The organism is Kribbella aluminosa, from assembly GCF_017876295.1.
GTDB lineage: Bacteria > Actinomycetota > Actinomycetes > Propionibacteriales > Kribbellaceae > Kribbella > Kribbella aluminosa.
Map to the genome: position 1 here is coordinate 1,346,777 of NZ_JAGINT010000001.1, position 17,441 is coordinate 1,364,217.

The 17,441-nt window shown below is 69.5% G+C and carries 22 protein-coding genes; 14 read left to right on the forward strand and 8 right to left on the reverse strand.

Translation table 11 applies throughout. The features are described from left to right. The first annotated feature begins 3 nt into the window (after positions 1–3). Positions 4–726 (forward strand): class I SAM-dependent methyltransferase, encoded by a 723-nt coding sequence (locus JOF29_RS06735; protein WP_209693362.1) that lies wholly within the window; start codon positions 4–6, stop codon positions 724–726. On the opposite strand, the gene JOF29_RS06740 is transcribed toward JOF29_RS06735, so the two are convergent. The 3 genes from JOF29_RS06740 to JOF29_RS06750 are packed head-to-tail and all read right to left on the reverse strand — an operon-like array spanning position 713 to position 3,003. Then, positions 713–1,639 (reverse strand): aminoglycoside phosphotransferase family protein, encoded by a 927-nt coding sequence (locus JOF29_RS06740; RefSeq protein ID WP_209693363.1) that lies wholly within the window; start codon positions 1,637–1,639, stop codon positions 713–715. The genes JOF29_RS06735 and JOF29_RS06740 overlap by 14 nt on opposite strands. 5 nt (positions 1,640–1,644) lie before the next feature. Beyond that, complete coding sequence (locus JOF29_RS06745; RefSeq protein ID WP_209693364.1) at positions 1,645–2,319, reverse strand: hypothetical protein; 675 nt, start codon at positions 2,317–2,319, stop codon at positions 1,645–1,647. A 33-nt stretch (positions 2,320–2,352) separates the two neighbouring features. After that, positions 2,353–3,003 carry a LysE family translocator gene (locus tag JOF29_RS06750; RefSeq protein ID WP_209693365.1) on the reverse strand — a complete coding sequence of 217 codons (651 nt, stop codon included), beginning with the start codon at positions 3,001–3,003 and terminating at the stop codon, positions 2,353–2,355. Between the two features lie 146 nt (positions 3,004–3,149). On the opposite strand from JOF29_RS06750, the gene JOF29_RS06755 reads away from it, so the two are divergent. The 8 genes from JOF29_RS06755 (at position 3,150) to JOF29_RS06790 (ending at position 10,100) form a co-directional block, all read left to right on the forward strand. Further along, entirely contained in the window at positions 3,150–3,326 is a 177-nt protein-coding gene (locus JOF29_RS06755) for a DUF5302 domain-containing protein (protein WP_209693366.1), read from the forward strand. A 201-nt stretch (positions 3,327–3,527) separates the two neighbouring features. Further along, positions 3,528–4,229 carry a GntR family transcriptional regulator gene (locus tag JOF29_RS06760; RefSeq protein WP_209693367.1) on the forward strand — a complete coding sequence of 234 codons (702 nt, stop codon included), beginning with the start codon at positions 3,528–3,530 and terminating at the stop codon, positions 4,227–4,229. 176 nt (positions 4,230–4,405) lie between these two features. Then, on the forward strand, positions 4,406–5,581 hold the full coding sequence (locus JOF29_RS06765; RefSeq protein WP_209693368.1) for a TIGR03364 family FAD-dependent oxidoreductase: 1,176 nt from the start codon (positions 4,406–4,408) through the stop codon (positions 5,579–5,581). Next, entirely contained in the window at positions 5,578–6,258 is a 681-nt protein-coding gene (locus JOF29_RS06770; RefSeq protein ID WP_209693369.1) for a phosphonatase-like hydrolase, read from the forward strand. Before JOF29_RS06765 ends, JOF29_RS06770 begins: the two co-directional genes overlap by 4 nt. After that, positions 6,255–7,283: a 2-aminoethylphosphonate ABC transporter substrate-binding protein gene (locus JOF29_RS06775; protein ID WP_209693370.1), complete on the forward strand. Its 1,029-nt coding sequence runs from the start codon at positions 6,255–6,257 to the stop codon at positions 7,281–7,283. Before JOF29_RS06770 ends, JOF29_RS06775 begins: the two co-directional genes overlap by 4 nt. Next, a complete protein-coding gene (locus tag JOF29_RS06780; RefSeq protein WP_209693371.1) occupies positions 7,280–8,506 on the forward strand; it encodes an ABC transporter ATP-binding protein in 1,227 nt (408 codons plus the stop codon). Before JOF29_RS06775 ends, JOF29_RS06780 begins: the two co-directional genes overlap by 4 nt. A 159-nt stretch (positions 8,507–8,665) precedes the next feature. After that, positions 8,666–9,325, forward strand: coding sequence for a 2-aminoethylphosphonate ABC transporter permease subunit (locus JOF29_RS06785; protein ID WP_307863179.1), 660 nt, complete (start codon positions 8,666–8,668; stop codon positions 9,323–9,325). Then, a complete protein-coding gene (locus JOF29_RS06790) occupies positions 9,309–10,100 on the forward strand; it encodes an ABC transporter permease (RefSeq protein ID WP_209693372.1) in 792 nt (263 codons plus the stop codon). The genes JOF29_RS06785 and JOF29_RS06790 overlap by 17 nt, the downstream gene beginning before the upstream one ends. Before the next feature lie 106 nt (positions 10,101–10,206). On the opposite strand, the gene JOF29_RS06795 is transcribed toward JOF29_RS06790, so the two are convergent. Together JOF29_RS06795 and JOF29_RS06800 are read right to left on the reverse strand one after the other, a co-directional pair. Then, entirely contained in the window at positions 10,207–10,626 is a 420-nt protein-coding gene (locus tag JOF29_RS06795) for an SRPBCC family protein (RefSeq protein WP_209693373.1), read from the reverse strand. Next, entirely contained in the window at positions 10,616–10,933 is a 318-nt protein-coding gene (locus tag JOF29_RS06800) for an ArsR/SmtB family transcription factor (RefSeq protein ID WP_209693374.1), read from the reverse strand. The genes JOF29_RS06795 and JOF29_RS06800 overlap by 11 nt, the downstream gene beginning before the upstream one ends. A gap of 54 nt (positions 10,934–10,987) precedes the next feature. Between JOF29_RS06800 and JOF29_RS06805 the strand changes: the two genes are divergently transcribed. From JOF29_RS06805 to JOF29_RS06815, 3 genes are all read left to right on the forward strand, one after another. Next, entirely contained in the window at positions 10,988–12,169 is a 1,182-nt protein-coding gene (locus JOF29_RS06805) for a cytochrome P450 family protein (protein WP_209693375.1), read from the forward strand. A 64-nt stretch (positions 12,170–12,233) separates the two neighbouring features. Next, a complete protein-coding gene (locus JOF29_RS06810) occupies positions 12,234–12,932 on the forward strand; it encodes a DedA family protein (protein WP_209693376.1) in 699 nt (232 codons plus the stop codon). Between the two features lie 4 nt (positions 12,933–12,936). Then, positions 12,937–14,079, forward strand: a complete 1,143-nt coding sequence (locus JOF29_RS06815; protein WP_209693377.1) for a polysaccharide deacetylase family protein — start codon at positions 12,937–12,939, stop codon at positions 14,077–14,079. Here the strand turns inward: JOF29_RS06815 and JOF29_RS45190 are convergent. Further along, positions 14,074–14,898 carry an acyltransferase domain-containing protein gene (locus JOF29_RS45190; protein WP_209693378.1) on the reverse strand — a complete coding sequence of 275 codons (825 nt, stop codon included), beginning with the start codon at positions 14,896–14,898 and terminating at the stop codon, positions 14,074–14,076. The two genes, JOF29_RS06815 and JOF29_RS45190, sit on opposite strands and share 6 nt — an antisense overlap. 50 nt (positions 14,899–14,948) lie before the next feature. On the opposite strand from JOF29_RS45190, the gene JOF29_RS06825 reads away from it, so the two are divergent. Then, entirely contained in the window at positions 14,949–15,572 is a 624-nt protein-coding gene (locus JOF29_RS06825) for a DUF6597 domain-containing transcriptional factor (RefSeq protein ID WP_209693379.1), read from the forward strand. Continuing rightward, a complete protein-coding gene (locus JOF29_RS06830; RefSeq protein WP_209693380.1) occupies positions 15,545–15,904 on the forward strand; it encodes a VOC family protein in 360 nt (119 codons plus the stop codon). Before JOF29_RS06825 ends, JOF29_RS06830 begins: the two co-directional genes overlap by 28 nt. A gap of 89 nt (positions 15,905–15,993) precedes the next feature. On the opposite strand, the gene JOF29_RS06835 is transcribed toward JOF29_RS06830, so the two are convergent. Both JOF29_RS06835 and JOF29_RS06840 read right to left on the reverse strand, forming a co-directional pair. After that, a complete protein-coding gene (locus tag JOF29_RS06835) occupies positions 15,994–17,046 on the reverse strand; it encodes a VPS10 domain-containing protein (protein WP_209693381.1) in 1,053 nt (350 codons plus the stop codon). Positions 17,047–17,132: 86 nt separating this feature from the next. Beyond that, positions 17,133–17,420 (reverse strand): 4a-hydroxytetrahydrobiopterin dehydratase, encoded by a 288-nt coding sequence (locus tag JOF29_RS06840; RefSeq protein ID WP_209693382.1) that lies wholly within the window; start codon positions 17,418–17,420, stop codon positions 17,133–17,135. Between the last annotated feature and the right edge of the window lie 21 nt (positions 17,421–17,441).

Here is a 17,441-nt window from a genome sequence, read left to right on the forward strand (position 1 = left end):
CCTATGGTTGATGCCTTGTTCGGGGTGCCTCGGTTGGTGGCGGTGTATGACGCGCTGGATCCGGATCGGCGGGATCTGGAGCACTACGCGGCGATCGTGGACGAGTTCGGCGCCGCGCGGGTGCTCGATGTGGGGTGCGGGACGGGTGAGCTGACCTGTCTGCTCGCGAGTGCCGGGGTGGACGTGACGGGGGTGGACCCGGCGGAGGCGTCGCTGGAGGTTGCTCGGGGCAAGGAGTTCGCGGATCGGGTGCGCTGGTTGCACGGAGATGCGACGACGTTGCCGCCGTTGCAGGTCGAGCTGGCGTTGATGACGGGGAACGTGGCGCAGGTGTTCCGCGCCGGCGAGGACTGGGCGGCGACGGCGCGCGGGGTGCATGCGGCCTTGGTTCCCGGCGGGCGGTTCGTGTTCGAGACGCGGGATCCGGCGCGCCGGGCGTGGGAGGAGTGGACGCGCGAACACACGCATCAGGTGCGCGAGATCGACGGCGAGACGGTGGAGGCCTGGACCGATCTGGTCGAGGTGAAGTTGCCGTACGTCACGTTCCGCGGCACCTACGTGTTCTCCTCCGACGGCGCCGTCCTCACGTCGGACTCGACGCTGTGGTTCCGCGAGCGGGATGAGGTGGAGCAGTCGCTGACCGCGGCCGGGTTCGCGGTCGACGACGTACGGGAGGCTCCGGACCGGCCGGGCAAGGAGTTCGTGTTCGTGGCTAGGAAGCTGTGAGCAGCGCCGTCAGCGTGTGATGGGCGGTGCGGGACATCATCGGGTTGGTCTCGACGTAGTACCAGAGGCAACCGATCGCCTGCGCGAACGACCACCCCATCCCGCGCCGCCACTCGGCGTCGTCGCTGCCCAGCGCGGTACGGAACGCCGTACGCGCCGTCGCGTCCAGCAGGTTCCAGGCCGGCTGCAGGTCCATCGCCGGATCGGACACGGCGAACGTGCCGACGTCGATCACCCCGGCCAGCCGGCCGTCCGCGACCAGCAGGTTGCCGGGCATCAGATCGCGATGCGTCCACACGTCCGGCTCGGTGCGAGGCGTCGTCCGCAGGTCGGCCCACAACTGGGCGAGCCCGTCCACGTCGATAATCCCGCGACTGCGCTCCAGCCCGTCCGCCACGTACTCGTCCTGCGAGGTCAGGACGCCGCCGCGCCAGGTCCCCTGGAACACCCGCCCCGCGGTCGGCGCGGCCCGGAGCGCCAGCACGAACCGGGCGAGATCCTCGGCGTACGCCGTCGAACCGGCCACGTCCGCGTCGTACGCGATCGTCCCGTCCACCCACGTCTGCACCGCCCACGGCTGTGGATAACCCGGACCGGGCGCACCGATCGCGACCGGCTCCGGTGTCGGGTACGGCGACATCGCGTGCAGCCGTCGCGCCGCCTCTGCCTCGTCCTCGAGCTCCTGCTGCATGGTCGCTGTGTCGCCGGGCAGGACCGGGAGCCGGGCGACCAGCGCGTCGCCGATCCGGAAGAGCGCGTTGACCGTCCCGTGCGACCGTACGGCGCGGATCGGGAGCGCGCTCCACTCCGGGAACTGCTCCTTCACGAGCCCTTCGACCAGGTCGACCGTCACGTCCAGCTGTCCCTCGTGCATCACGCCGAGCAGTATCCGGGAGCGGTCGGGGTGTCGCACACGATTTAGACCAGCACTGCAGGGGCGACCCGAGCTGAGCCGATCCCGCGGTCAGGCTTGCCGAGGCGGAAGCGGACCTTGCCCTTCAGCACGGTCCCGGACTCGGCCATGCCCGCCACCAACGATTCGCCGGGGAAGAGCGTGAACGTCCAGCGCTCGTTGTGCTCGCAGTCCGGCGGCGTCGCACCGCACTGCAGCAGCCGGGCGCCCCACACCTGGCGGGTCATCCAGGTCCGGGTGTCCTGCCCGTCCACCACGAATCCGTCCGAGGCCAGCACGTCGTTGTAGCTGCCGAGGGACGGACCGTACGACCCGATCACGCTGACCACCAGCTGCCACGGGCCGCCCGCGGGCAACGCGACCCCGGCCGGCAGGCGCTCGTCGAACACGTCGGGCGACGACGTCGGGCGCACCTCAAGTGGAAGCGACGCCCGCGTGTCGAGCAGCGCGGGATCAGGGACGAGCAGTACGCCGTACTCGACCTCGTCGGCGAACCGGGCCGACGCGAAGTGCTCGGTCAGCGCACGGGTGGCCTGCTCAGCGTGTGACCAGGCGAAGGTGCCGCGCAGGTACTCCGCGGTGATCGCAGGCAGACCGCGCTCGGCGACGAGGGCGGCGACCGGCGCGGTGTTCCATACGGCGACCAGCCGGCGCACGGACGTGGTGACGAAGTCAGTCATCCCGCGAAACAGTAGCCAGCGGGTCCGACAGTTTCAGTGCGTCGCGAGTGGGCGGGCGCGGTCGGTGGCGAGGCGGATCGCGAAGACGGCGAGCGCCGTACCGGTCAGGTAGCGGTGGATGCGCATCCAGGTCGGGCGGCGGGAGAGGAACACCGCGACCGAGCCGGCGGTGATCACGAAGACCGCGTTCATCAGCACGCCGACGGTCAGCTGGCCGAGGCCGAGGATCAGGCTCTGCAGGCCGAGGTGCCCGCGGGACGGGTCGAGGAACTGCGGGAGTAGCGAGATGTAGAGGATCGCGATCTTCGGGTTCAGCAGGCAGGTGAGCAGGCCCATCCCGAACAGCTTGCGCGGGCGGTCCGGTTGCAGGTCCTGCGTGGCGAACACCGACGTACCGCCGGGGCGGAACGCCTGCCAGGCGAGCCAGAGCAGGTACGCCGCGCCGCCCAGCTTCAGCGTCAGGTAGATCTCGGGGACCAGCGCGAACAGGGTCGCGAGCCCGGCGCTTGCCGCGAGCATGTACGTGAGGAAGCCGAGGCCGACGCCGGCCAGCGAGATCAGCCCGGCCCGGCGGCCCTGCGCGATCGAGCGGGAGATCAGGTAGATCATGTTCGGCCCCGGCACGATCACCAGGCCCAGCTCGACCAGCGCGATCCCGAGCAGCGCCTCGTTGCTCACCAGCATTCCGTGTCCCTCTCTCGGCGTACGACGAACCTAACAGCGCGGCTCATCCGGTCGCGGGGATTCCCACGGGCCGGTATTGCACTCGCGGATCATGCTCACCCTCGGTTAGCGTGGGTGCGTACGCCTACGGTTTGAAGGAGACGGGTATGAGCGACGAGTCCAGCGAGCCGGCGGACGATCTGCAGCAGAAGTTTCGGGAAGCGCTCGAGAAGAAGAACGCCGGGAAGCACTCGCATCCGGGATCCGGAGTGCGGGGGCAAGGCGTCGGCGACGCGCACAACGACAAGCAGAAGCGCCAGTTCCGGCGCAAGTCCGGCAGCTGAAGTTCCGCCGCACTGTCCACCCATCCGATATGAGCCCCGGGTTGCCGCCCGGGGCTCGACCTTTGCCCGTGAACAGGTTCTGGCGGGGTTGCCCAGGTTATTTCCTGTTCACCGACCCGGGTGTCTGTCCGTGGTCGCGGGGCGCGGCGCGGCCGGATACGGCTCTGGGTGGTGCACCGAGGCTCGACTACAGTCGGCGACGTGAGCGAGCCGTTGCATTTTGTCGTCAAGACCCGGTTGGTCGAGGTCGTCGAACGGCTGGGGGAGGGCGCCGCGCTACCGCCCGAGCGGGTGCTGGCGAAGGACTTCGGGGTGTCGCGGTGGACCATGCGGCAGGCGATCCGGGAGCTGATCGCGGACGGCCGGCTCCGGGCGCGGCAGGGGCAGGGGACGTTCGTCGCCACGCCGAAGCTGGTGCAGCCGTTGGCGCTGGTCAGCTACACCGAGGCGCTGCGGGCGCAGGGGCACACGCCGGCGCGTGAGGTGGTCGCGTTCGACGAGGTGGTCGCGGACGTCGAGCTCGCGGAGCACTTGAAGATCGCCGAGGGCGACCCGGTGCACCGGCTCGAGCGGGTGCTGTACGCGGACGGCCAGCCGATCGGGCTGGAGACGACGTACCTCTCGGTCGCGCGCTTCCCGACGCTGCGCGACGTACTGGAGCCGACCGGTTCGCTGTACCGCTGCCTGACCGATCAGCTCGGGGTGCAGTTCGGCGACGGCGAGGAACTGGTCGAGACCGTGATCGCGACGCCGCGCGAGGCCGAGCTGCTGAAGGCCACCCAGTCGCTCCCGATGCTGCTCCTGCACCGCAACAGCCGCGACACCTCCGGCCGCCCGATCGAATCGGTCCGCTCCCTCTACCGCGGCGACCGCGTCGGCTTCCGCGCCACCCTGCGCCCCTGACCCCCGCCGCTCCCGCGGCGGCCGCCGCCGTCCCGCTCAGGTACGCCTGCCGGTGTCAATTGTGATGGCCTGGCGATCCGCCCAACTGTTCGCCCGCGGTTCATCCGGCGGCCAGCCGCCCCGCATACTCCCTTCATTGGTCCGGACCAATCTTGGTCCCGACGAGAGGAGCGGACGTGCGGGTGGTTGTGGTGGGTGGTGGCGTGCTGGGCACGTTCCACGCCTGGCAGGCGGTACAGCGCGGGTACGAGGTGCTGCACCTCGAGCGTGAACTCGAGGCACGCGGCGCCAGCGTGCGGAACTTCGGCCTGGTCTGGGTCAGCGGTCGCGCCGACGGCGCCGAGGTCGAACTCGCGCAGCGAGCCCGCGACCTGTGGACCGAGGTGCCGGGGATCGGTGTCCGGACCGCCGGCTCGCTGACGGTCTGCCGGAGTGAGGCCGAGCTCGCGGTCGCCAAGGAGGCGGCGGCGCGGCCGGACGCGGCGGCGCGCGGGTTCCAGGTACTCGACGCGGAACAGGCCCGGGAGCGCAACCCCGCGCTGAAGGGTGAGCTGCAAGGTGCGCTGTGGTGTGCTCGGGATGCGATCGTCGAGCCGCGCGAGGTGCTGCCGGCGCTGCGGGCCGAGCTGCAGAAATCGGGCCGGTACCGCTTCCTCGGAGGACGGGAAGTGCGGAACGTCCGGACGGGTGAGGTCGTCGACGACCACGGCGAGGTGCATGCGGGGGACCTGGTGTTCCTGTGTACGGGCGCGTGGCACAGCGGGCTGATCCGCGAGCTGACCGACGACCTTCCGGTACGGCGGGTTCGGCTGCAGATGATGCAGACCGCGCCGCTCGACGACGCGCTCACCACGGCGGTCGCGGACGGGGACAGCTTCCGGTACTACCCGGCGTTCAACAGTCCCGCGCTCGATGAGCTGCCGCCGCAGGAGTCGATCGCCGCGGAACACAGGATGCAGTTGCTGATGGTGCAGCGGACGCACGGTGGGCTGACCATTGGTGACACCCACGAGTACGACGAGCCGTTCGGGTTCGACGTGCGGAGCGATCCGTACGAGTACCTGCGCGGGGTGGTCGAACGCATTCTCGGCCGGCCGCTGCCCATGATCACCCGGCGATGGGCCGGGGTGTATTCGCAGGCGACCAGCGACGAGGTGGTCGTACGGCGGGAGGTCGCGGACGGGGTGCACCTCGTGACGGGGCCCGGCGGGCGCGGGATGACGATGTCGCCGGCCATCGCCGAGGAGACCTTCGAGGCGATCGAGCGAACCGGTCCGTCGGCGGGCGGGACGCCGATGGCGCCCGCAACCTCCGAGCGCGCCGGCTCCTCGCGGGCGGGGGACGGGCGATGATTCAGCTGGCTGTGCTTGACATGGCGGGGACGACGGTTGCCGATGACGGGCTGGTCGAGCGGGCGTTCACCGCGGCGATCGGGGCCCAGGGCATCGAAATCGGGACACCGCGGTACGACGAGATGATCGCCCACGTTCGCGCCACGATGGGCGAGTCCAAGATCACCGTGTTCCGGGCGCTGCTCGGCGCCGAGGACGCGGCGCAGGAGGCGAACGCGGCGTTCGAGGCGGCGTACGGCGAGCTGATCGATGACGGGCTGGCGCCGATCGACGGGGCCGCGGACGCCATCCGGCAGCTCCGGGACGCCGGGATCAAGGTCTGCCTGACCACCGGCTTCTCCGAGACCACCCAGCACCGGATCCTGACCGCTCTCGGCTGGCAGCAGCTGGCCGACCTGACTCTCTGCCCGGCTCAGGCGGGCCGCGGCAGACCGTACCCGGACATGGTGCTGAAGGCACTGCTCGAACTGCGCGCCGACGGCGTCCAGAACGTGGCCGTGGCCGGGGACACCGCCTACGACATGACGACGGGGATCCTGGCCGGTGCCGGGATCGTGGCCGGCGTCCTGACCGGTGCCCACGGCAACGAGCAACTGACCGCCGCGGGCGCTACGCACGTACTCGAGTCGGTCCGGGACCTGCCCGGCCTGCTCCTCGATCGAAGGCTGGAGAAGTGAAGGCATTCAAGACCCTGCTGGCCGCCGCTCTCGTGCTCGCCGGAACCGCCGCCTGTGGCGGTACCGGTGCGGCCTCGACCGGCAGTGACGGCGAGAAGAAGACCGTGACCGTCTACACCGCGGACGGCCTGGCCGACTGGTACAAGACCCGGTTCGACGCGTTCACCCAGAAGACCGGGATCAAGGTCCAGACCGTCGAGGCCGGCTCCGGTGAGGTGGTGTCGCGGCTGCAGAAGGAGAAGTCCAACCCGCAGGCCGACGTCGTCGTCACGCTGCCGCCGTTCATCCAGAAGGCGGACAAGGACGGGCTGCTGCAGAAGTACGACGTACCCGGCGCGGACCATGTGAAGGGCGTCAAGGGCGACGACTACGTGACGGTCGTCGACAACTACCTGTGTTTCATCGCGAACGCCCAGGCCGGTACGCCGAAGACATTCGACGATCTGCTCGACCCGAAGTTCAAGGGCAAGCTGCAGTACTCGACGCCGGGGCAGGCCGGGGACGGCACCGCCGTACTGCTGCTGCTCCAGCACCTGCTGGGCAAGGACGGAGCGCTCGAGTACCTGAAGAAGCTCGAGGCCAACAACGTCGGGCCGTCCGCCTCCACCGGCAAGCTGCAGCCGAAGGTCAGCAAGGGCGAGCTGTTGGTCGCGAACGGCGACGTGCAGATGAACGCGGCGTCGATCGCGAACGACAAGTCGGCGTTCAGCGTCTTCTTCCCGGCGGCGAAGGACGGCAAGCGGACGACGCTGGCGCTGCCGTACGTGATGGGGCTCGGTGCGGGAGCGCCGAACGCCGACGGTGGTAAGCAGCTGATGGAGTACCTGCTGTCGACCGATGCGCAGCAGACGATCTCGAAGGACGCGTTCGGGTTGCCGGCGCGGGACGACGTACAGCCGGCCGACGCGAACTTCACCTCGGTGCAGAAGGCGACCGGCGGGGTCGAGGTGTGGCAGCCGGACTGGGCGGCGGTGCTGACGGACCTGGATGCCGACGTCGCGGCGTACACCAAGGCTGTGGGATGACGGTTCAGCTCGAGGACGTGACGGTGCACTTTGGCAACAAGCACAGTGGCCGTACGTGCGCGCTGGAAGGACTGGACCTGAGCGTCGCGGCCGGTGAGACGGTCGCGCTGCTCGGGCCGTCCGGGTCCGGGAAGTCGACCGCGCTGAAGGCGGTGGCCGGGTTCGTCCGGCCGTCGCGCGGGCGGATCCGGCTCGGTGGCCGGGACGTCACCGATCTCCCGCCTGCGCGGCGGGGGATCGGGGTGGTGGTGCAGAACTACGCGTTGTTCCCGCATCTGCGGGTTTCGGAAAACGTGGCATTCGGTTTGAAGGCGGCGCACAAGCCGAAGGCCGAGGTGGCTGCGCGGGTCACGGAAATGCTCGACATGGTCGGGATGAAGGATTTCCGAACACGTTTTCCGCGGGAGTTGTCGGGTGGGCAGCAGCAGCGGGTGGCGATTGCGCGGGCGCTGGCGATCCGGCCGCCGGTGCTGTTGCTGGACGAACCGCTGGCGGCTCTGGATGCGCAGTTGCGGGCGGACATGCTCGGCGAACTGCAGAAGCTGCGGCGGGAGGTGCCGGACATCGCGATCGTTTACGTCACCCACGATCAGTCGGAGGCGCTGGCGCTCGCGGACCGGATCGCCGTCATGCGTGATGCCCGCCTGGTTGATGTGGCGCCCGCTGCAGAGTTGTACGCCGCTCCGCCGTCCGCCTTCACTGCTTCGTTTCTGGGCGGAGCGAACCTGCTGCCCGTCGAGGTCTCCGACGGTGCCGTGAAACTGGCAGGCCGCGAGGTCCCCGGACTGACAGCACAACCCGGCAAGAGCCTGCTGTGCATCAGACCCCACGCGATCCGTCTGGATCTGCTCGAGGCGAACGGCACGTCCGGCAGGAACGGCGTGCCCGGCGCGTCCGGCGCGTCCGGCGTGCCCGGCGCGAACGGTGGTGCGGGCGGCGCGACCGGTGCTGCGGGCGGTGCGGGCGGCGCGAACGGTGGTGCGGGCGGTGCGGCACACGGTGCGCGCGCTGAGGCAGGCGGTGGGCGCCTTGAGGTGAGGTTGGCCGGGCGGGTGGTTGGGGCGCAGTGGCGTGGGGCGTTCAATCAGGTCACGTGCACCGTTGACGGGTTGCCAGAGGTGCTGGTGCGGGTTGAGGTGCCGGCGGACAGGGCTCTGCCTGGGGTTGGGGAATCGGTCTCGGTGGTGTTTCCGGTGGGGGCTTGCAGTTTGGTGGTGGGGTGATGGCTGTCGAGGTGTTGGGAGCCTCGGTCGTCCCTCGTGGGGAGCGGCGGCGGGACGGGAAGTGGTTGTGGGTTTTGCCGCCGTTGCTGGTGATCGCGGTGCTGGTGGTCTATCCGTTGGTGCTGGTCGCTGTGGAGTCGGTGCCGGCCCTGGGGTGTGGTGGTCGGGTCGGCGGAGTTTCGGGATGCGTTGCTGCGGACCGTACAGATCGCGGTCAGTTCGACGATCGGGTGCCTGATCGTGGGGACGTTCCTGGCCGTGGTGATCAGCTTTGTGCCGTTTCCGGGAGCGCGGGTGGTCGCCGGTCTGGTGGACACCATGCTGGCGTTGCCGTCTTTCCTGGTGGCGTTGTCGTTCACGTTCATCTACGGGAGTACGGGGATCCTCCGAGCGGGCGGGTTTCTCACCTCGCCGTGGGCGGTGGTACTCGCCGAGGTCACGTTCTACACACCGTTCGTCATGCGCCCGTTGCTCGCGGCAATGAGTCGCCTCCCGCGCGCCCAGCTCGACGTCGCGGCCAGTCTCGGTGCGGGCCCCTGGCGGGTGCTGCGGCAAGTCGTACTCCCCGAAGTGCGACCGGCCCTGGTAGCGGGCGGCAGCCTGACGCTGCTGCTGACGCTGAACGAGTTCGGCATCGTCCTGTTCCTCGGCGCGAAGAACACCACCACGCTCCCGATGCTCGTGCACACCAAGGGCATCGTGATGTTCGACTACCCGGGCGCGTGCGTGATCGCCGTCGTCCAGATCGCGCTCTCGCTCGGCCTGTACGCCGTACTGCGGACTGCACTCGGAGGAGGTCGTCGTGCTCGTCTGGACTAAGTCCGGCAAGGCCGCCGTCTGGATCGCCTTCGCGGTCGTCTTCGGCGTACTCGTACTGGCGCCGTTCCTGGTCGTGATCGCCGCCGCGTTCGCCGGCTCCTGGAACGGCGTACTCCCGTCAGACCCCACAACCAGTCATCTCCAACAGGCCCTGTCCGGTGACGAGCTCGCGTCGCTCTCGGTCAGCCTGCAGACCGCGTTCATGGGCGGCCTGTTCGCGGTCCTTTTCGGCACCTGGGGAGCACTCTCGGCAGCGAACACCCGGTTCGCGCGAGTGGCCGACGCCCTGCACCACCTGCCGATCGCCGTGCCGTCCGTGGTCGTCGGCCTCGGCCTGCTGGTCGCGTTCTCCCGGCAGCCGATCCTGCTGAACGGCACCAAGTGGATCGTGGTGATCGCCCACCTCGTCCTGATGGTTGCCTTCAGCTACGGAACGGTGGCGGCCGCCCTGCAGCGCATCGATCCGTCGTACGCCGATGTCGCTGCTTCGCTCGGTGCTTCGCCGGCGCGTGTCCTGTGGCAGGTCCGGTTTCCGATGCTGCTGCCCGCGGTCGCCTCGGCCGCCGGGCTGTCCGTCGCGCTGTCGATGGGTGAGGTCGGCGCCACGATCATGGTCTACCCGGCGTCCTGGCGGACGTTGCCGGTGAGCATCTTCGCGTTGACCGACCGCGGTCAGTCGTTCGTCGCGGCCGCCGAGGCGGTCGTGTTGCTCACGGCAACCGTCGTCCTGGTGCTGGTCCTCGACCGGCTACGCGGCCGCGCCACAGAACGCTGACCGGCCACGCGTCCGTGCCACGGAACGCTGACCGGCGGCGCGACGCGCCGCGGAACGGCGAGCGGCTGCTGCGTCGTAGACGTGAGCAGCGCGGAGCGTCGGCCGGCTAGTGCGTCACCGACGCCAGGAGCTGGGAGAGGCGGCCCAGCTCGGGCTCCCAGCCCGTCCGGTGGTTCGCGGCGTCCTCCGCGTTCGCGAATCCCGTATGGCTGAGCCGCATCCGGGTACCGTCCGGCACCTCGGTCAGGTCGACCTCGACCCGGGTCGGCGCGTCCCCGGTCCCGTCCCACTGCCAGCTGAACACCAGCCGCGTCGGCGGCACGACCTCCAGATAGGTACCGCGGACCACATGCGGCCCCATCTCCACGACGTACGAACCGCCGGCCCGGACGTCCGCCCGCACTTTCAGCTCCAGCTGTGGATTCGGGCAGTACCACTTCACCAGCAGCTCGGCCCGCGTCCACGCGTCGTACACACGGGCGATCGTTGCCGGAAGCACCCTTTCGATCCGGATCTCAGTGTCCATCGTCGTCCTCCCGCAAGAGCTCTTCCAACCGGTCAACGGTGCTGTTCCAGTACGACGTGAGGTCGCCGAGCCATGACTCCACCTCGGAGATCGCCTCCGGCCGGAGCGTGCACACCACCGTCCGGCCGACCCGCCGACGGCGCACCAGGCCCGCGTCGACGAGGACCCGGACGTGCTTGGTCATCGCCGGCGGCGTGATCCGGTGCGGCTCGGCAAGCTCGCCCATGGTTGCCTCGCCGCGGCTCAGCCGGCCCACGATCGCCAGCCTCGTGGGATCTGCCAGGGCCCCGAAGGTCGTCGTCAGCACAGCCAACACTTCACCAACTGGTGAAGTGTCGTGTCAAGCCCGTACGCTGGCCGCATGCGGCAGCCGTTCACCGAAACCAGTGGAATCGCCCGGCACTGGGGCTTCGAGGATCTCGCCTCCACCGGACCCGTGCAGCGCTACACGATGTTCACCGGCGTCCCGGTCCAGCTCGTCACCGGGTACGCCGAGACCCGCGAGCTGCTCGCCCATCCGGACGTGGTGCGCTCGTCGACGGAGGGTCCGCACCGGGAGACGGTCATGGACGACCTGATCGCGAGCACCGAGCGGCACATGCTGAACGCCAACCCGCCGGACCACACCCGGCTGCGCAAACTCGTCACGGCCGCGTTCACCCGTCGCCGGATCGAGGCGCTGGAGCCGCGGATCCGCGAGATCGCCACCAGCCTGCTCGACGAGCTGGACGGCGCCGACGGGCCGGTCGACCTGGTGAACGCGTACAGCTACCCGTTGCCGATCACCGTGATCTGCGAGCTGATCGGCATCCCGGCGGTGCGCCGCGACGACTTCCGCCGCTGGTCGTCGGTGCTCGTGAACGCGGCCGTGCACACCGACGAGGAGTACGTCGAGGCGATCTCGCTGATGCGCGAGTTCGTGCACGAGCTGATCGCCCAGAAGCGGCTGGCGCCGACCGACGACCTCCTGTCCGGACTGATCGCCGTACAGGAGGACGGCGATCAGCTGAGCCAGGACGAGCTGACCTCGATGGTGTTCCTGCTGCTCGCGGCCGGCCACGAGACCACGGTCAGCCTGATCAGTAACGGAGTACATGCTCTGCTTCGGCATCCGGACCAGCTCGAGCTGCTCAGGTCCGAGCCCGAGCGACTGCCGGCGGCCGTCGAGGAGCTGCTGCGGTACGACGGCCCGCTGCAGGCGGCGATCCCGTACGTCGCCCGCGCGTCGATCGACGTCGCGGGCCGGCGGATCGACGCCGGTGACGTGATCGTGTTCGCGCTGCTGCCGGCGAACCGGGACGTCCGGAAGGTGGAGCGGGCCGACGAGCTGGACATCACCCGCTCGGACTCCGCGCACCTCGCGTTCGGGCACGGGATCCACCACTGCCTCGGCGCTCCGCTGGCCCGGCTGGAGGGCCGGATCGCGCTGGAGCTGCTGTTCGAGCGGTTCCCGCGGCTGCGGCTCGCCGTACCGAAGCAGGATCCGCCGCGGCACCCGAGCTTCCTGATGAACGCGATCCGCGAGCTGCCGGTACTGCTTTGAACATCGGGTGAAATGACAGCGATGGGATTGCCACCCGCTTGGCAGCCGGTGGCATCCTTTCGGGGTGACGGAGTTGATGGAGGTCGCGCGACACCTGCTGAGCATCGCGATGGCGTCGCAGTGGCTGCTGCTCATCCTGTTCGTCGCCGCCGCGGTCGACGCGGTGTTCCCGGTCGTGCCCAGCGAGGGCATGGTGATCACCGCCGGCATGGCCGCGGCCGCCGGCCATCAGAACCTGCCGCTGGTGATCGCGGTCGCGATGGCCGGCTCGGTGATCGGCGAGTCCTTCTGCTACCTCCTCGGCCGCGGCTCCGGCCCGGCGCTGCACCGCTGGATGATGCGCCAGGAGCGCCGCCAGCAGATCTACGACCGGGTCTCGGGCGCGCTGCACAAGCGCGGTGGGCTGATCCTGATGACGGTCCGCTACATCCCCGGCGCCCGGATGGTCGCGACCCTGACCGCGGGCGCGACCCGGTACTCGTTCAAGAAGTTCCTGGTCTTCACGTTCTTCGGCGTGACGATCGCGTACACGTACGTCGCGATGCTCGGCTACCTCGGCGGTGACGCGTTCGCGCACGACCAGCTGAAGGGGCTCGCGTTCAGCCTGAGTCTGGCGGCGGTGATCGGTCTCGTCCTGGAGACGTCCCGCCGGATCGCGAACCGGCCGCGCCGCGAAGGTCACAGGCGCCTAACGATCGCCGCGCCGGTTTGCCTCCCGGCGCGTGTCCCGGCCCAACCTTCCCGCCTTCCCGTGCGTCAGTAGGTAGGTGGTGAGGCCAGGGGTGAACCTCGCGGCCGCTGCGGTGGTCATCGCGGCGGTCATCGTCGGGTGTTCCGACGTACCTCCGGACGGCGCCCCGAAGCCCAGCAACGCCACGGTTCCGAGGACCGGTGTCACGCCGTCGGTGAAGCCGAGTACGCCTTCGGTCACGCCATCGACGGGGAAGTTGCCTGCCGCGGCTCCGGTACTGCGGTCCTTCCCGGCGCGGTTGCCGAACGGTAAGCCGCCGCTGTTCGTTGTGGTGTCGTTCGACGGCGCCGGAGATCTCGGGCTCTGGGCGCACTGGCGGGCCGTCGCCAAGCAGGTCAACGCGCGGATGACGTTCTTCCTGTCCGGGCCGTACCTCTACCCGGAGGACCACCGCACCGACTACAAGCCGCCGTACAAGAAGCCCGGCGCCTCCGACATCGGGTGGGGCGACACCGCGAACGTCCTCGGCCGTACGACGGTACTGCGCGCGGCGATCGCCGAGGGCCACGAGATCGGCACGCACGCGAACGGGCACTTCTGCGGCGCGAACGGCATCGGCCGCTGGACCACCGCACAGTGGACCGCCGAACTGAACGCGTTCGACCGGATGGTCCGGACCGGGCCGACGCTGGCCGCGGGCAAGTCCGTCGAGCCGCCGTTCGACCCGTCAACGGTGAAGGGCATGCGGACGCCGTGCCTGGAGGGCAACCGCGCCGCGTACCGGGCCGCGATGGTGCGGCGCGGCATGCTGTACGACGCCTCCGCGCCCGGCTACATCGCGTGGCCGAAGAAGGAGAACGGGGTATGGAACTTCCCGCTCGAGTCGGTCACGCTCGCGGGGACCAAGAAGACCACGCTGACGATGGACTACAACTTCTGGTACTCGCAGACCAAGGCGAAGCGGGCCCCGATCGCCCAGGCGCCGGCGATGAAGGCGCAGGTGCTCGCGACGTACCGGCAGGCGCTGGCCAAGTCGCGGTCCGGCGACAACCCGCCGCTGTTCCTCGGCAACCACTTCAACCACTGGAACAACAGCGTGTACTCCGACGCGCTCACCCAGTTCGTACTGGAGACGTGCAAGCAGCCCGACGTCCGGTGCGTGTCGAACATGGAGCTGGCCAGCTGGCTGGCGAAGAACGGCGTACCGGGCCGGTCATAGCTCCAGGTAGCCGAGACCGCTCTGCCAGGTCCCGCCGTCCTTGATCCGGCCGACCACCAGCCGCTGCAGGCTGGTGTCCTGCGGGAGCTCGTCTAGGTGGTCGGTGCCGTGCGTACGGAACGTGAAGAAGATCGCGCTGTCCTGGCTGTCGACCGGCGTCCCGTACGGCGTGAACCTGCGGCCGAACTTCACCATGTTCGAGTCCTGCGGGAGGTGGTCCAGCAGGTACGGGTCGATCAGCCACGACCAGAGCGTCGCGGTCCGCACCGGGTGCTCCGGGAAGTACCGCGGGAAGAACTCGCGCGCCTGCTGCAGGCTGTCGTCGACCAGCTCCGGTGTCAGCGGGCCGGTCTCCGGGATGTGTACGCCGATCACCCACTCGCCGGTCTCCACGCCCGGGGTCGGGTCCTTCTCGGTGACCTCGTAGAGCATGTACTGCAGCCGGCCGAGCGAGTAGATCTGGCCGTTCCAGAAGTGCCGCAGCCACCAGTGCGTCTCCAGGCCGTACTCACCGTGGGTACGGCGGCTGACCTTGAGCTGCTGCCCGAGGTCCGCGAGCGACGCCCAGCTGACCTCGTCCGGGATGCCGCGCTCCGCGTGGTACCGGCGGATGTCCGGCAGCGTGTCCAGGTACGCCTGGACCGAGTTCCGCGGGTCCTCGGGGAAGGTCGGCTCCGGCTCGCTGCCGAGCTTGCCGACCGCCGCCCGGAGCTGGTCGGCGAGATCCTTCACCGCCACCGGATCCGGCGCGAACGCCTCGGCCGCCTCCCGATCGAGCTCCGAAAACCCCAGCAGCCGGTACTCCTCAGCAGTCGTCACCGGTCAACCGTAACCGATGAAGGAACGGCCAGAACCTTACGATCTGAGGCGTGAGCTACGAGCGGTTTCCGGTGCCCGAGCGGTTGCGGGGTGTGATCGAGCACGTGTGGATGGTGGAGTCGGCGCCGTTGGCCGAGATCCGGCGGGAGATCCTGATCCCGACCGGGCGGCCCGGGCTGGCGATCGCGCTGGGCGATCCGGGGACGCGGCACGACCCGGTGACGCGGGCCGAGTGGATGAACGCGGCGTCGGTGTTCGGGGTGATGACGCGGCCGCACGTGCTGGGGCAGACCGGTACGTCGAGTTACGTCGGCGTGGAGTTCACGCCGTGGGGGCTCGCGGCGTTCGGGTTGCCGGCGTTGGTGGACGACGTACGGGAGCTGGCGGACTGGGTCGGCGCAGACACGACGGCCGGGTTGGTGGGTGAGCTGCGGGCGGTGTCCTTCGGGGCTGGGCGGGCCGAGCGGCTGGCGGGGTTCCTGGCGGCGCGGCTGACGGGTGTCGACGTACCGCAGGTCGTGGTGGAGGCGGTACGGGCGATCGACGAGCTGCGCGGGCGGGTCGCGGTGGCGGAGGTCGTCCGGCGGTGCGGGACGTCGTACAGCACTCTGTACCGGCTGTTCCGGCGGAGCGTCGGGATCGGGCCATGGGACGAATCATCCACGTCGAGATAGTTGCCGAGGACCACGATCGCGCTGCGGCGTTCTACACGAAGGTGTTCGGTTGGGCGGTCACCCCCGCACCCGTGCCGGACGGCTACCTGCTGGCGCGGACCGGCGCGGGCGAGGGCATCGACGGCGCGATCATCAGCAACCGCTACCAGACCCAACCAACCATCGCCTGGATCGAGGTCGACGACCTGGAAGCCACCCTGGAGGCCGCCCGCGCGGCAGGCGGCCGTCCAGTCGGCGACATCCAGGAACTGCCCGGCATCGGCCGCCTCAGCTACCTGCGCGACACCGAGGGAGTGCTGATCGGGGTTCGAGCTGTACCGAAGAACGGGTAGTGCACGGCTGACACACTGTACGCGCGACCGCGGGCGCGCTCAGGTGCACTAGGTGCGGACGCGGTACTGCCCGTCCTTCGGTACGCCGCTCAGCGTTCTTCGGCCAGGCCCAGGTAGAGGATCTTCGGGTTGGAGGGGTTGAAGGCGAGGGACGGGATGCCGTCGTTGCGGTTGTGGTGTTTGCTGAGGGCGCCGGTGGAGGGGACGAAGCGGTAGAGGTCGGCGCCGAAGTTGGCGAAGGACGTGCCGTAGCTGAAGTACAGGAGGTCCGGGTCGACCGGGGAGGCCCACATCCGGTTGCCGTTGATCAGGTCGGCGCGGCTCTGGTCCAGGACCTCGCGGAACTTCAGGCCGCCGTCGTCGGACTGCCAGATGAACCGGGTCGAGCGGTCCCGGTCGTACCCTTCCAGCCACACCTTCGACGGATCCGCGGGCGAGATCGTCAGGCTGAACGCGTTCACCCGCTCCACCGCCCGCGACCGCGCCCAGCTCCGGCCGCCGTCGTACGTCACGTAGACGCCGTCCGACATCACCCCGATGACGATGTGGTCCGGGTTCCGCGGATCCACCACCGCGTCGTACAGGTACAGGTCCCGCGCCGCCGGTACGCCGACCCGCTGCCAGCTCGTGCCGTCGTCGGTGGAGTCGTAGAGCTGCCCGTCGGTGGACACCGCCCGCAGCCGCCCGGCGCGAGCGTCGAGCGCGGCGAGGCCGTTCCACTCGACCGGCCCGAGGACCGTGCTCACCCGCGAGCCATGCACGCGGTGGATCGGCTGGTCGTTGACGCTGTAGATGTACGCCGAATCGCCCGGCCCCGGCTGGACGTCGTACGTGCTGAGGTCGTCAGGCGACTTGTCGAGCAGTTGCCAGCTGCAACCGGCGTCGCTGGACCGCTGGATCGAGCGTTTGCCGATGCTGATCAGCGTGTTGGGTTCCTGCAGCGCGGCGACCTTGGCGTACGTGACGGCCTGCAGCTTGCCGGTCGTCGGCGCGAGGGTCTCGCCGTCGGTCTCGGTGATCGTCACCGAGCCGTCGCCGTACACGGTGTCGCAGTGCGGCGGGTTCCAGAACCAGCCGGGATCCGCGGAGTACGACGGTACTAGTGCCAAGAGGACGGTCAGAGCACTCGTGATGGGGGTCATCCCTTAGATGTAAGGGCTTTCGGGCATGCCGATCCAGCGCCCGCCGTGGCCGACAGGCGTCATGGCGGAAAGCGGTCAGACTGCGCTCAGCCCGCGGCTGTGTCGATGTGCCGCGCGAGGACCAGGTCGTCCTCGGTGAGCCCGCCGGCCTCGTGGCTGCTGACCCGGAAGGTGATCGTCGTGTACCGGATGTCGATGTCCGGGTGGTGGTTCATCGACTCGGCGAGCTGCGCGACGGTCGCCACCAGCCGGATGCCGTCCAGGAAGTTGTCCCTCGTGACAATGCGGACCAGTTCGCCGTCCACGACCTTCCAGCTCGGCAGGTGGTCGCGCAGGGCGACCTCGATCTGGTCATCGGTCAAGAGGTCAGCCATGGGCTCACTCTAGGGCATGGC

Bases quoted from the DNA above. Each gene is read 5' to 3' on its own strand.
- JOF29_RS06830 (WP_209693380.1), top strand. From the start codon at position 15,545: ATGGGACGAATCATCCACGTCGAGATAGTTGCCGAGGACCACGATCGC.
- JOF29_RS06780 (WP_209693371.1), top strand. From the start codon at position 7,280: ATGACGGTTCAGCTCGAGGACGTGACGGTGCACTTTGGCAACAAGCAC.
- JOF29_RS06770 (WP_209693369.1), top strand. From the start codon at position 5,578: ATGATTCAGCTGGCTGTGCTTGACATGGCGGGGACGACGGTTGCCGAT.
- JOF29_RS06755 (WP_209693366.1), top strand. From the start codon at position 3,150: ATGAGCGACGAGTCCAGCGAGCCGGCGGACGATCTGCAGCAGAAGTTT.
- JOF29_RS06805 (WP_209693375.1), top strand. From the start codon at position 10,988: ATGCGGCAGCCGTTCACCGAAACCAGTGGAATCGCCCGGCACTGGGGC.
- JOF29_RS06735 (WP_209693362.1), top strand. From the start codon at position 4: ATGGTTGATGCCTTGTTCGGGGTGCCTCGGTTGGTGGCGGTGTATGAC.
- JOF29_RS06795 (WP_209693373.1), bottom strand. From the start codon at position 10,626: ATGGACACTGAGATCCGGATCGAAAGGGTGCTTCCGGCAACGATCGCC.
- JOF29_RS06840 (WP_209693382.1), bottom strand. From the start codon at position 17,420: ATGGCTGACCTCTTGACCGATGACCAGATCGAGGTCGCCCTGCGCGAC.
- JOF29_RS06750 (WP_209693365.1), bottom strand. From the start codon at position 3,003: ATGCTGGTGAGCAACGAGGCGCTGCTCGGGATCGCGCTGGTCGAGCTG.
- JOF29_RS06835 (WP_209693381.1), bottom strand. From the start codon at position 17,046: ATGACCCCCATCACGAGTGCTCTGACCGTCCTCTTGGCACTAGTACCG.
- JOF29_RS06745 (WP_209693364.1), bottom strand. From the start codon at position 2,319: ATGACTGACTTCGTCACCACGTCCGTGCGCCGGCTGGTCGCCGTATGG.